10 protein-coding genes and 1 pseudogene are annotated in these 12,539 nt (G+C 73.0%); 7 read left to right on the top strand and 4 right to left on the bottom strand.

Annotated elements, in window-relative coordinates:
• Nucleotides 1-83 precede the first annotated feature (83 nt).
• Both ACNTMW_RS17390 and ACNTMW_RS17385 read right to left on the bottom strand, forming a co-directional pair.
• Nucleotides 84-299 (bottom strand): annotated as a pseudogene (locus ACNTMW_RS17390) (formylglycine-generating enzyme family protein); the annotation flags it as partial.
• 61 nt (nucleotides 300-360) lie between these two features.
• On the bottom strand, nucleotides 361-3,261 hold the full coding sequence (locus ACNTMW_RS17385; RefSeq protein ID WP_426634687.1) for an FAD-binding and (Fe-S)-binding domain-containing protein: 2,901 nt from the start codon (nucleotides 3,259-3,261) through the stop codon (nucleotides 361-363).
• A gap of 113 nt (nucleotides 3,262-3,374) precedes the next feature.
• On the opposite strand from ACNTMW_RS17385, the gene ACNTMW_RS17380 reads away from it, so the two are divergent.
• Both ACNTMW_RS17380 and ACNTMW_RS17375 read left to right on the top strand, forming a co-directional pair.
• Nucleotides 3,375-4,088 (top strand): GntR family transcriptional regulator, encoded by a 714-nt coding sequence (locus ACNTMW_RS17380; protein ID WP_426634686.1) that lies wholly within the window; start codon nucleotides 3,375-3,377, stop codon nucleotides 4,086-4,088.
• A gap of 307 nt (nucleotides 4,089-4,395) precedes the next feature.
• Nucleotides 4,396-4,614: a hypothetical protein gene (locus tag ACNTMW_RS17375; protein WP_426634685.1), complete on the top strand. Its 219-nt coding sequence runs from the start codon at nucleotides 4,396-4,398 to the stop codon at nucleotides 4,612-4,614.
• Between the two features lie 66 nt (nucleotides 4,615-4,680).
• Here the strand turns inward: ACNTMW_RS17375 and ACNTMW_RS17370 are convergent, their stop codons facing one another.
• Nucleotides 4,681-6,396, bottom strand: a complete 1,716-nt coding sequence (locus ACNTMW_RS17370) for an NAD-dependent malic enzyme (protein ID WP_426634684.1) — start codon at nucleotides 6,394-6,396, stop codon at nucleotides 4,681-4,683.
• A gap of 342 nt (nucleotides 6,397-6,738) precedes the next feature.
• Here ACNTMW_RS17370 and ACNTMW_RS17365 point away from each other — a divergent pair, with 342 nt between their 5' ends.
• The 3 genes from ACNTMW_RS17365 (at nucleotide 6,739) to ACNTMW_RS17355 (ending at nucleotide 10,199) form a co-directional block, all read left to right on the top strand.
• Nucleotides 6,739-7,470, top strand: coding sequence for a YcnI family copper-binding membrane protein (locus ACNTMW_RS17365; RefSeq protein WP_426634683.1), 732 nt, complete (start codon nucleotides 6,739-6,741; stop codon nucleotides 7,468-7,470).
• A 93-nt stretch (nucleotides 7,471-7,563) separates the two neighbouring features.
• A complete protein-coding gene (locus ACNTMW_RS17360; protein ID WP_426634682.1) occupies nucleotides 7,564-8,151 on the top strand; it encodes a copper resistance CopC family protein in 588 nt (195 codons plus the stop codon).
• Nucleotides 8,148-10,199, top strand: a complete 2,052-nt coding sequence (locus ACNTMW_RS17355) for a bifunctional copper resistance protein CopD/cytochrome c oxidase assembly protein (protein WP_426634681.1) — start codon at nucleotides 8,148-8,150, stop codon at nucleotides 10,197-10,199. Before ACNTMW_RS17360 ends, ACNTMW_RS17355 begins: the two co-directional genes overlap by 4 nt.
• A gap of 38 nt (nucleotides 10,200-10,237) precedes the next feature.
• Here the strand turns inward: ACNTMW_RS17355 and ACNTMW_RS17350 are convergent, their stop codons facing one another.
• A complete protein-coding gene (locus tag ACNTMW_RS17350) occupies nucleotides 10,238-10,498 on the bottom strand; it encodes a hypothetical protein (protein WP_426634680.1) in 261 nt (86 codons plus the stop codon).
• Nucleotides 10,499-10,711: 213 nt separating this feature from the next.
• On the opposite strand from ACNTMW_RS17350, the gene ACNTMW_RS17345 reads away from it, so the two are divergent.
• Together ACNTMW_RS17345 and ACNTMW_RS17340 are read left to right on the top strand one after the other, a co-directional pair.
• Nucleotides 10,712-11,167: a MarR family winged helix-turn-helix transcriptional regulator gene (locus ACNTMW_RS17345; protein WP_426634679.1), complete on the top strand. Its 456-nt coding sequence runs from the start codon at nucleotides 10,712-10,714 to the stop codon at nucleotides 11,165-11,167.
• Between the two features lie 366 nt (nucleotides 11,168-11,533).
• Entirely contained in the window at nucleotides 11,534-12,334 is an 801-nt protein-coding gene (locus tag ACNTMW_RS17340) for an SGNH/GDSL hydrolase family protein (protein ID WP_426634678.1), read from the top strand.
• The last annotated feature ends 205 nt before the right edge of the window (nucleotides 12,335-12,539 follow it).

Genomic DNA, 12,539 nt, shown 5'->3' with positions numbered 1-12,539 from the left:
GGCGCGGCGCGGCCGTGGGCGACGCGCGGCCCTCAATGACACACATCGGCACGGGTACCGGGGATATGAGAACCAACGGCGCGTCAGTGGGGAACGGAGCGCGCGACGCGGAAGCCCACGTCGTCGATCGGGAAGGTCGGGTGGCCGCGGCGCCGTACCGAGGCCCGGCAGCTCCAGTGCTCGTCGAACCAGCCACCGACCCGGTGGATCCGCCCGTGCGAGTTCCCGCGGTACCACGCGGTCTCGTCGAGCTGCCCGTACCGCGGGCCGGTGGTACCGGCACGGCAGGCGTACTCCCACCCGTCCCGCCGGGACCGCGATCATCCCGTCGTGCGTGTCCGCCCCCATGGGGCGGAGAACCTACCGGCGGGGCTCCTCCAGGCCCGCGGCGAGCACCTCGGCCAGGTGTGCCGCCCGACGCCCGGCCAGCTGCTGCACCTGGGTGCGGCAGCTGAAGCCGTCGGCCAGCAGGACCGCGTCGTCGCCGGCGCCGTCCACGGCCGGCAGCAGCAGCCGCTCGGCCGCGGCGCGGGACACGTCGTAGTGGCCGTCCTCGAAGCCGAAGTTGCCGGCCAGACCGCAGCAGCTGCGCTGCATGCCCGTCGGGTCGATGCCGGCCCGTACCATCAGCCGCTCGTCGGCGTCGTACCCGAGCACCGACGACTGGTGACAGTGGACCTGCCCGACGCCCGTCCGCCCGACGGCCGGCGGCTGCCAGTCGGGGGCGTACCGCTCCAGCGCCTCGGCCAGGGTCACGACGTTGTCGTGCAGGTACGTGGTGAACGGCGTCTCGCCGAGGACCGACCGGGCCTCCGAGCGCAGCATGGTCGCGCAGCTCGGCTCCAGCACGACGATGGGCAGCCCCGCCTCCTGTGCCGGGGCCAGGACCCGGGCGGTGCGCTCGAGTACCCGCCGCGCGATGCCGAGCTGGCCGGTCGAGAACCAGGTCAGTCCACAGCAGACACCTTTGTCGGGCAGCCGCGGGGCGAGCCCCGCGTGGTGCAGGACCGTGTCGCCGGCGGTGAGCACCTCGGGCGTCAGATAGTTGTTGAAGGTGTCCGGCCAGAGCAGCACCGGCTGCCCGGTCGGCGTCCGGTCCGCGGCGCGGTGCCGGCGCCGGTGCGTGGACACGAACGACCGGGCGGCGAACGTGGGGATCGCCCGCTGGCGGTCGATCCCGCCGAGCCGCTTCAGCAGGCCCTGGGCGGGGGAGCGGGTGACGGCGTTGACCAGGCCCGGCATGAGGGAGGCGAGCCGCGCCGATGCCGGCAGCCAGCCCATCGACAGGTGCGCCGCCGGCCGCCGCCGGCCGCGGTAGTGCTGGTGCAGGAACTCCGCCTTGTAGGTCGCCATGTCGACGCCGGTCGGGCAGTCCGACGAGCAGCCCTTGCAGGACAGGCAGAGGTCGAGGGCCTCCAGGGCGTCGGTGGAGCGCCAGCCGTCGGAGACGAACTCGCCGTTGACGATCTCCTGGAGGATGCGGGCACGGCCCCGGGTGGAGTGCTTCTCGTCCTTGGTGACCAGCCAACTGGGGCACATGACGGTGCCGACGTCCGAGCGGCACTTGCCGACGCCGACGCAGCGGCGCAGGGCGCGTCGCAGGTCGCCCTGGTCCTCGGGGTAGTGCAGGACGGGCAGCGGGAGCTCGGCGCGGCGGGTGTAGCGCAGGTTCGCGTCCAGCGGCTGCGGGTCCACCACGATGCCCGGGTTCAGCACGCCGTCGGGGTCCCACACCCGCTTGAACGCGGCGAAGGAGTCGATCACCTCCGGCGGGTACATCCGCGACAGCAGCTCCGAGCGGGCCAGCCCGTCGCCGTGCTCGCCCGACAATGAGCCGCCGTGCGCGGCGACGGTGTCGGCGGCGTCCTCCAGGAACGACCGGAACACCCGGACGCCCTGCTCGCTGACCATGTCGAAGTTGATGCGGACGTGGATGCAGCCCTCGCCGAAGTGGCCGTAGCTCACGCCCCGCAGGTCGTACTTCTTCAGCAGGCCGCGGAACTCGCGCAGGTACGAGCCGAGCCGTTCCGGCGGTACCGCGGCGTCCTCCCAGCCCGGCCACGCCTCGCCGCCGCTGGTGTCCCGGGTGGCGAGGCCGGCGCCGTCGGCGCGCAGCCGCCACAGCCGTGCCTGGGCGGCCCGGTCGGTGACCAGTTGCGCGCTCGGCCCGCCGGGCTGCCCGGCGCGTACGTGGGTGAGCAGGTCCTGCGCGCGGGCCGCGGCCTCGGTGTCGTCGTCGGCGCCCAGCTCGACGAACAGCCAGGCGGTCCCCTCGGGCAGCGCCGGGGCGCCGCTGCCGGCCATCGCCTGCAACTCCCAGTCCCAGCTCTCGACCGCGAGCGGCGCCCGGGTCAGGATCGCCGGTACGGTGTCGGCGGCGGCGATGTCGTCGGGGTAGCCGAGGACGACCAGGACGCGCGCCTTCGGTAGCGGGGTCAGGCGCAGCGTCGCGCCCACCACGATCGCGCAGGTGCCCTCGGTGCCGACGAGCGCCTGCGCCACCGACCGGCCGCGCTCGGCGAGCAGCCGGTCCACCCCGTACCCGGAGACCCGGCGGCTGTAGCCGGACAGCCGGGTGCGCCAGGTCTCGCGGTACCGGCGTTCCAGCTCGTCCAGGCCGCGGAAGAGCTCGCCTTCCCGGGTCGGCAGGGCGAGCCGCTCCTGCCACTCCGCGGCCGAGTACGCGCCGACCGTCAGCGGCGTCCCGTCGGCGAGCACGAGGTCGAGGGACTCGACGTTGTCGGCGGTGGTACCCCAGGCCACCGAGTGGGTGCCGCACGCGTTGTTGCCGATCATGCCGCCGAGGGTGCAGCGGCTGGCCGTCGACGGGTCCGGTCCGAAGGTCAGGCCGTACCGGGCGGCCTCGCGGGTCAGTGTCGTCAGGACCACGCCCGGCTCGACCCGCGCGGTGCGCGCCTCGGGGTCGATGGCGAGGATGCGGTTCAGGTACCGCGACGTGTCGATGACCACGCCGGGGCCGATCGAGTTGCCGGCGATGGAGGTGCCGCCGCCGCGCATGGTCACCGGCACGCCGGCCGCGCGGCACAGCCGCAGGGTGGCGGCGATGTCGTCGGCGGACCGGGGGAACACGACGCCCTCCGGGATCCGGCGGTAGTTCGACGCGTCCGCGCCGAACATCGCGCGGGCACCGCGGCCGAAGTCCACGTCACCGGCCACGCTCGCGGCGAGGTCGCGGGCGAGGGCCTCCCGGGCGGGCGGGGAGAGCGGGGTGGACTCCGAGATCGCCGATGTCGGTAGCATGTTACGTACTATACGCGGCACGCCACGTGCCTCTGATGTGACAATTTCACGGCATCCGGCTCGGTCGGCGTCCGGCCGTACGCGCCGGTCACCCGCCAACGGAGGTACCGCCGGTGAAGAAAGTGCTGGTCGAAGGCAACCTGATGACCAGGGTGGGCGATGCGCTCCGCGAGGCGATCCGCTCCGGGGAGCTCGCGGCCGGACGGCTCTACTCCGTCCAGGACCTGGCCGAGTCTTTGGGGGTGTCGCGGACGCCGGTACGGGAGGCGCTGATCAGGCTCGCCTCCACCGGGATGGTCCGGTTCGAGCGCAACCGGGGGGTGCGGGTCCTGCGGAGTACGCCCCGCGACCTCGAGGAGGTCTTCGAGTTGCGGCTGCTGCTGGAGGTGCCGGCGGCGCGCCTGGCCGCCACCCGGATGCGGCCCGACGACGTGGCCGAGCTGCGCGGATGCCTGGACCGGATGCGCGCGGCGGCCGAGGCCGGTGACGAGTCCGGCCTCATGGAGCACGACCGGCGCTTCCACGCCCTGGTCCTGGCGGGAGCCGGCAACCAGCGTCTGGTGGCCCTCGTCGAGGGCCTCCGTGACCAGGTCCTGACCCGGGGTGCTTCCACCGCCGGCACGTCGCGCACGCTGCACGACATCGCCGGCGAGCACGTCCCCGTGCTCGAGCGGATCGAGGCGGGCGACGCCGACGGCGCGGCGGCCGCGCTGCGGGACCACCTGCTCCACACCGCCCGGCTGTTGATCAGTCAGGAGTACGACGGCGGTACCGGAGCCGCGGACGCGTGGGCGGACGAGGTGGGGCGGGTCCTCGGCAGGGCGTGACGCGAGCCAGGTCACCGGTGGTTGTCGGGTAAATAGCGGCTTTTTAACCTTTTGGTCGAGGAAAGGCTGTGCCGGACGTACGACCTGTACACGAACAACGTCCTGCCGATCGGCGAGCTCGCGACGACGGAGCGCAACCTGCTCGGTACCCGCATCGACGCGCTCAACGCGGCCATCGCCCCAGACGCGCAGGGCGTCGAGGCGGCGCTGGCGAAGATCCCGGCGAAGGACGCCGCCGTCGACAAGGCGCTCGCGCGACACGTACTCGTCGTCCCGCACGACCCTCGTCGCGATCGTCGCGCTCGGCGTGCTGCTGTCCCTGGCGGCGGGTCTGTACCTGGCCGGCCTGGTCGTCAAGGCGGTGAACCGGGTCGGCGCCGTGCTCGCCGCTGTCGGCAACGTCGGCGTCGTCGCGACCGCGGCCCAGAGCACCAGCAGCGGCGTCGCCCAGGCCCGGGCCGCCGCGACCGAACTGGCCCGGGTGTCCGCGCACCTGCAGCAGCTGGTCGGTCAGTTCACGTACTGACCCGCCGCCGTGGGGCCCGGCCGCCGGTTCGTAGCGGTCGGGCCCCACGCTCGCTCCCCGCGCGCGTCAGGCCGCCCTGACCGGGCGGTACTCCGGCTGCCACATCGCCCGTGCCACCTGCCGGACCGGGTCGGTCAGCGCCACCCGGGCCAGGCTCTCCGCGGCCGCCCGCTTCGCCACGTCCACCGCGACGGCGGCCGACACGACGCGCAGGTTGTCCACCTGCGGCAGCAGGCAGGCACCCGGCGCGGTCACGTCGACCAGCCCGGCGAGCGCCTCCGCGGCGGCCTGGAGCATCCCGTCGCTGACCCGCCTCGCCCTCGACACGATCACGCCGAGCCCGAGACCCGGGTACACCAGCGCGCTGTGGGCCTGGGCGATCGCGTACGTGACGCCGCCGTAGGTGACCGGTGGCAGCGGCACGCCGGTCGCGATCAGCCCCCGGCCGTCGGTCCAGGCAACGAGCTGGTGGGGCATCGCCTCGATCCGCTCGGTCGGGTCGGACAGCACGAAGATGATCGGCCGGTCGACGTGGCGCGCCATGTTCCGGACGATGTCCTCGGTGAACGCCCGGCGCACCGTCGACGTGCCCACCAGCATGGTCGGCTTGGCATGGGCGACCACGTCGCGCAGGTCGATCCGGCCGTCCCGGCTCCACCCGCTGACCTCGTCGGCGGCGCGGGCGTACGGCACCTGGTAGTCACGCAGGTCCTTCACCGCGTGGGTGAGCAGGCCGTGGGCGTCGACACACCAGATCCGACCGGTCGCGGCCGTCCGGTCCAACCCGTCGCGCACCATCGCGTCGCGGAGCTGGTCGGCGATCCCGATGCCCGCGGTACCGGCGCCGAAGATGACGACCCGCTGGTCGCGCATCCGGGTACCGGCCGCCCGGGTCGCGTTCAGCGTCGCCGCCAGCGCGACGGCGCCGGAACCCTGCAGGTCGTCGTTGAAGGTGCAGATCCGGTCGTGGTAGCGGTCGAGGATCCGCCGGCCGTTGCCGGGCCCGAAGTCCTCCCAGTGCAGCAGGGCGTTCGGGAAGAGCGCGCCGGCGGCGTCGACGTACGCCTCGACGAACTCGTCGTAGCGCCGGCCCCGTACCCGTGGGTGCCGGTTGCCGACGTAGGTCGGGTCCGCCAGGAGTTCGGCGTTGGCGGTGCCGACGTCCAGCACCACCGGTACCACCCGGGCCGGGTCCACCCCGGCCGCGGCGGTGTAGACGGCCAGCTTGCCCACCGCGATGTCGATGCCGCCGACGCCCCAGTCGCCGAGGCCGGCGATCTCCTCGGCGTCGGTGGCCACGACGAGGTCCACGTCGTCGGCGGTGAGGCCGGTGGCGGCCAGGCAGGCCTTCACCCGGTCCGGCTGGTCGACCGACAGGTACACCCCGCGCGGCCGCCGGTACTCGTGGCTGTAGCGCCGGATCGCCTCGCCCGCGGTCGGGTCGTGGACGACCGGCATCATCTCCCGCAGATGCTCGGACAGCAGCCGGAAGAACAGGATCTCGTTGCTGTCCCGCAGGCCGGCCAGGAACACGTTCTTGAGCAGGTCGGTCGGCTGTTCGTGATACTGCTCGTACGCCCGCCGGACCTGCTCGTCGAGGGTCTGCACGGCGGGCGGCAGCAGGCCGTCCAGTCCCAGGGCCTCGCGCTCTCCGTGGGTGAACGCCGTACCCTTGTTCACCAGCGGGATGTCGAGTACCTCCGCGCCCCGCGCCGCGGTGACGTAGGCGCCACCGTCGACCCGGAACCGTCGTTTCGCGGACACCTGCGTGGTCGCTGTCATGGGATCGTCTCCCGTCGCCGGTGGGTGGCAGGGTGGCAGGGCCCGGTGGGCAGGACCCGCCCGTTCGCGCATCACATGAGCGTGGCGGTCTCGCGTCCGGCGCGGGCGACGCGGCCGCGATCTCGCCGACGTCCGCGGTCGCGGGCGGCCGGGGCCGCGGCGCTGCGCGTCGGTGGCCTCGCGCGGAAGCCGTGGACCTACCCGTCCGCGCGCCGCGCAACCACGGGATCGGCGCGGGACGTGATCGTGGGAACTTCCCGGCCGGCGGGTGCGACTACCACCCCTGGACGGTGTTCGTCCGGTCCGTGCCGACGGCACGGCGCGAGTTCGAGGAGACGGTTGATGCGCAAGGTTCTGGTCCGGTCCGGTGCGGGGGTGGCGGGTGCGCTCGCCACGCTGGTACTCCTGGCGTCGCCTGCTTCGGCGCACGTCTCGGTCAACCCGAAGGAAGCCACCCAGGGCGGCTACGCCAAGTTGACCTTCCGGGTACCCAACGAGAAGGACGGCGCGGCGACCACCCAGGTGGAGGTCGCCCTCCCCACGGACGCGCCGATCGCGTCGGTGTCGGTCAAGCCGACGACCGGGTGGACCGCCACCGCGACGAAGTCGAAGCTGGACAAGCCGGTCAAGACCGATGACGGCGAGCTCACCGAGGCCGTCACCAAGATCGTGTGGAAGGCCGACAGTCCGCAGGCGGCGATCCAGCCGGGCCAGTTCCAGGAGTTCGACATCTCGGCGGGCCCACTGCCCACCACCGACAAGATCGTCTTCAAGGCGCTGCAGACGTACTCCGACGGGGACGTCGTGCGCTGGATCGAGGAGCCGGCCGCCGATGGCAAGGAGCCGGCGCACCCGGCGCCGACGCTGAAGCTGACGGCGAAGTCGTCGGCAGGCAGCCAGCCGGTCGGCGCCACCGCCGGTACGACGGGCGGTGACAAGGCCGCGAGCGTCACCGACACCGACGCCCGGTCGCGGGCCAACCTCGGGCTAGGGTTCGGTGTCGCGGCCCTCGTCCTGGCGCTGGTGGGCGTCGTGCTGGCGGGGCTGACCTGGCGCCGTCGGCCGTCGGCGTAGGCGTCGGCCGGAACCGACGACAGGCACTGACGGTCGGCGCACGGCGACAGGGACTGACGGAAAACTGACGGAAAGCGGAGGGGGCGACGCCAGATGCGTCCGGCGGGTTTGCGGGCGGTGCCACGGACGGCGCCGACGCGGGCGGTGTTCCTCGTGGTGGCGGCCCTGGTGGCGACCGTGTGCGCGGCGGTCGCCCCGGTGGCCGTGCCGGCCGCCTGGGCGCACAGCTACCTGGTCGCGACGAGCCCGGCAGCGTCGGCAACCGTCACCGAGCCGATCAGTGAGGTCACCCTGACCTTCAACGAACCGGTCCATCAGCGGTTCAGTGCCGTCGTGGTCAGCGGCCCCGCCGGCGCGTCCTACGGCGACGGGCCGGTACGCGTGGTGGACACGACGGTGCACCAGCCGGTACGCCCGCTCCGGTCGGGCTCCTACACTGTGCGGTGGCGGGTGGTGTCGGCCGACAGCCACCCGGTGGAAGGCACCTTCGGGTTCACCGTGGCACTGCCGTCGCAGCGGGAACCCTCGGCCGGCCCGTCAGCGCCCGATCCGCCCCGACCGCTGGTGGCCGGCGTGCCGGAGCGGCCCCGGCGATGGTGGGCGTGGGCGGTCGGCGCCGGGGGACCGGTGGTCGCCGGGTCGGCGGCGGTCTTCCTCCTCGCACGGCGCAGGCGCTCATGACCGGTACCTCTGTCCCCACCGTGATCCGGCGGTCACCCCGCCGGCGGGCCCGTACGGCCGTCGCCGCGGTGGCCGCGGTGACGGCCGCCGTGGTCGTGCTGATCGTCGCGCTGCGTGCCGGCGGTGGCCTGCGCGCCGGCCGGCTGGCCGGCCTGCCCGACGCCGGGCCGGTCACCGCGCTGGCCCTGCCGCTCGCGCGGCTGCTCACCGACGTCCTCGGTACGCTCACCGTCGGACTGGCCCTGACGGCGGCGTTCCTGCTGCCCGGCGACGGCGACCTGGTCTCGGCGGCCGGCTACCGGCTGCTGCGACGGGCGGCCGCCGCCGCGGCCGGCTGGGCGGTCGCGGTGGCGGCCCTCATCGCACTGACCCTGTCGGACCTGCTCGGCGCGCCGCTGCCGGCCGCCCTGTCCCTGTCGGGCGTGACCAGCTTCGTCGCCTCGGTCTCGGTCGGCCGGGCGTACGCCCTCCAGGCCGGTCTCGCCGTCGTGGTCGCGGTCGCCTGCGCGCGGGTACTGCGCCGCAACGCCGCCGCGTGGATCGCCCTCGCGGCCGTGGTCGCGGTGCTGGCACCGGCGTTCACCGGCCACGCCGCAGGCGCCGGCAATCACCAGATCGCGGTGACGAGCCTGGCGATGCACGTGGTCGCGGCGGCGCTGTGGGCCGGCGGGCTGGCGGGCCTGCTGGCGCTGCGCCGCACCGACGTCCTCGCCGGGGCCGCCGCCCGCTACAGCCGGCTGGCCCTGGGCTGCTTCGTCGTCGTGGCGTTCAGCGGCGCCGCCAACGCCTGGGTCCGGCTGGGTACCGTCGATCAACTGTGGCGGTCAGCGTACGGCACCCTCGTCGTGGGCAAGATCGCCGCGCTGCTGGTGCTCGGTGCGCTCGGCGCGGTCCACCGGGCACGTACCCTGCCGGCGCTGCGGTCGGGCGAGGCGGCGGCGTTCCGCCGGTTCGCCGGTGCCGAGATCGTCGTCTTCGCCGCCACGTTCGGGCTGGCCGTGGCGCTGTCGCGCAGTCCGACGCCGGTGCCGTCCAATCCGCCTCGCCCGGACGCGGCCACCGACCTGCTCGGCTTCGCGATGCCACCCGCGCCCACGCCGGCGCGGATGATCACTCAGGTGGTACCTGACCTGTTCTTCGCCACCGCCGTCGTGGTCGCGGCGGGTGCCTACCTGGCCGGGGTGGTGCGGCTACGCCGGCGCGGGGTGGCGTGGCCCGCCGAGCGCACCGCGTACTGGCTGGCCGGCGTGGTGATCCTGGCCGTGGTGACCCTGCTGGGGTTCGGCAAGTACGCCTACGTCCTCTTCAGTGCCCACATGGCGCAGCACATGGTGCTGTCGATGGTGGTGCCGGTGTTCCTGGTGCTCGGTGCGCCCGTGACGCTCGCCCTGCGGGTCCTGCACCCGTCGCCCGACCCGCAGGTCCGGGGTCCGCGCGAGTGGCTGCTGCTCGCGTTGCACAGCCGGGTCACCCGGGTGCTCACCCACCCCGTGGTCGCCCTGGCACTGGTGGTGGTCAGTCTCTACGCGCTGTACTTCAGCGACCTGTTCGTGCTGCTGATGCGCTCCCACCTCGGTCACCTGGCGATGCTGACGCACTTCGTGGTGACCGGGTACCTGTTCTTCTGGGTCGTCATCGGCATCGACCCGGGCCGGCGTCCACTGCTCCACCCGGTACGCATGATCGTGCACTTCACGTCGATGAGCTTCCACGCCTTCTTCGGCGTCGCGTTGATGTTGCAGACCGGCCTGACGGCGGCCGTGTGGTTCGGCGCGCTGCACCCCGCCTGGCGCGGGTCGCTGGCCGCGGACCAGACCCTGGCCGCCGGAATCGCCTGGGCGTTCGGGGAGATCCCCGGCGCCGTGGTCATGGTCGTTCTGATCCGGCAGTGGATCAGCGCGGACGAGCGGGAGCAGCGCCGGATCGACCGCGCCGCCGACCGGGCCGAGGCCGAGGGGGCCGACGGCGAACTGGCCCGGTACAACGCGTTCCTCAAAGCGGCCAACGAGCGGAGCAGGGCGGGCGACGACCGGGGCCGGCGCCGGTAGGTGCGCCGGTCGACGTCCGGCGGTACCCGGTGTCGCCGCTACCGGGATTCCCTGCGCCGGGCGCGCTCCTGCTCGCGCTGCTGCTTGCGGGCGGCGCGCTGGCGTTCGAGGTACGCCTTGGCCTGCGGGCTGTGAACCGTGATCGCGTCGTTGGCGGTCGGCGGGCCGAAGATCCAGAAGAGAATCCGCCCGAGCAGGTCGCGGTCCTTGGCTTTCCCGGCCGCTTCGGAGTTTCTCGGCGCGTCGGCGTTTCTGGGCGCTTCGGTGTTCCGGGGCGCCTCGTTGTCGGGCTGGGTCACCTGTCTGGGTTCCGTTCCTGTCGTGCCGTCGTGGATGGCCGGGACGTGTCACCACCGCTACGGATCCGACCCACCCAACGGGGGGTACCCCGAGGGGTGAGCCGTATGCGACCCGTACCCGCCGGGGTGTGTCCCTTCCCACCGCCGGTACTGTGGGTACCAATAGTTTGTGTGCAAATCATAGGTGACCCGTGGAGAGGGGATCTGTGCGCCGTGAGTGACATCCCCGACAGTGCGGTCGATCCGCTCGCGCTGGAACGGCAGGTCTGCTTCGCCCTGTCCGTGGCGTCCCGCAGTGTGGTCGCCGTCTACCGGCCCCTGCTCGAGCCGATGGGCCTCACCCATCCGCAGTACCTGGTGATGCTGGCGCTGTGGCAGCACTCTCGGCTGTCCGTCAAGGACCTCAGCGGCCTGCTGCAACTGGACCCCGGCACCCTGTCTCCGCTGCTGAAGCGCCTGGAGGCGGCCGGGTACGTCCGTCGTCAGCGCGACCCGGCCGACGAGCGGGTCCTCGTGGTGACCCTGACGGAGGCCGGTGTCGCGCTCCGGGAGCAGGCCGAGAAGGTACCGGCTGCCGTGGTGGAGCACCTCGGGATGGAGCTCGGCGAGCTTCAGCGCCTCCATGAGTCGCTGACCCGGCTGATCGCCGCGGCCCGCCGGGACGTGTGAAGCAGCCGCCGGCTCGGTCCGCGGGACGCGACCCGGTGCTGACACCCGGTCGGCGGGCACCGTCCGTTGCGGACAGCGGACGACCCGGTGCCGCGGGGGAGTGGCGGAGCTCGATGGGGGCGGTCGGCGTCGCGGGGGACCGGTATGGTGCACCGTGGGCGACGGCCGGCGGTGACACCCCTCGCGAATTACCGCTTGTAACCGTTATGTCGCTCTGTGCGTACATGCCTGCAATGCCAAGCGCCGCGCTTTCGCGCCGTGCCGGCTGAACAAAGTGGCTGGTGGACGGGGGTGCGTTGCACATTCCGGCATCGATACATGTAATGATAAAGATTGCGCACCGTTTCTCTCCCCCCGGAGGACACAGTGCGCAGATCGCGTCTTGTCGCCCTCATCGTCAGCGTCCCGGCGGCCATCGTCGCCACGCTCGCGGTGACCACCCCCGCCCAGGCCGCCTCCAACGTCCGCTACGTCGCCCTCGGCGACTCCTACTCGTCCGGTGTGGGCTCCGGCCCGTACACCTCGGAAAGCGGCTCCTGCCAGCGCAGCACCAACGCCTACCCGGCGCTGTGGGCCGCCGCGAAGGCTCCCGCCTCCTATGCCTCGGTCGCCTGCTCCGGGGCGACGACGACCAGTGTCGTCAACAGCCAGCTGTCGGCGTTGAGCTCCACCACGACCCTGGTGAGCATCACGGTCGGCGGCAACGACGCGGGATTCGCCAACATCATGACGACCTGTGCCCTCTACGGCACGACGGAGTGCGTGAACGCCGTACAGACGGCCGAGAACTGGGCGCGGGCGAGCCTCGCCGGTGCCCTGAACACCGTCTACAACGGCATCTCGGCCCGGGCTCCCCGCGCCCGCGTGGTCGTCCTCAGTTACCCCGTCTTCTACCAGCTGGGTACGCTCTGCATCGGGCTCAGCGCCGAGTCCCACGCGAAGATCGACGAAGGCATCAACCTGCTCGACGACATCACCGGCGCCGAGGCCCGCCGGCACGGGTTCGTCTTCGCCGACGTACGGTCGGCGTTCATCGGCCACCAACTGTGCAGCGGTGACAAGTGGCTGCACGCGTTGAACTTCGCCGACATCGGCATCTCCTACCACCCGATGGCGACCGGACAGGCCGGCGGCTACTACCCGGTCTTCAGCGCGGCCGCCGGCTGATCGGCGACCACCCGACCGATGGCGGGCCGGCGCGCGCAGCGGTGGACGACCAGCCGCACGCAGCCGGGCCGCCATCCACGGCGTGGCCGCTCCGCCCGGGGTGAATTGCGCGTATCGGCACTGCCCGGATGGTATGCGCGGGCCGGGACCGGGAATAGCGTGGAATGCGGTTTCGGGTACCCGTCGTGACGCCGACCTTACGGCA

Origin of the sequence: Planosporangium spinosum, from assembly GCF_049999945.1 — a bacterium.
In the GTDB taxonomy this organism is placed as follows: domain Bacteria; phylum Actinomycetota; class Actinomycetes; order Mycobacteriales; family Micromonosporaceae; genus Planosporangium; species Planosporangium spinosum.
Note: the sequence above shows the minus strand (reverse complement) of the source record. Positions and strands in the feature narration are given on the sequence as shown.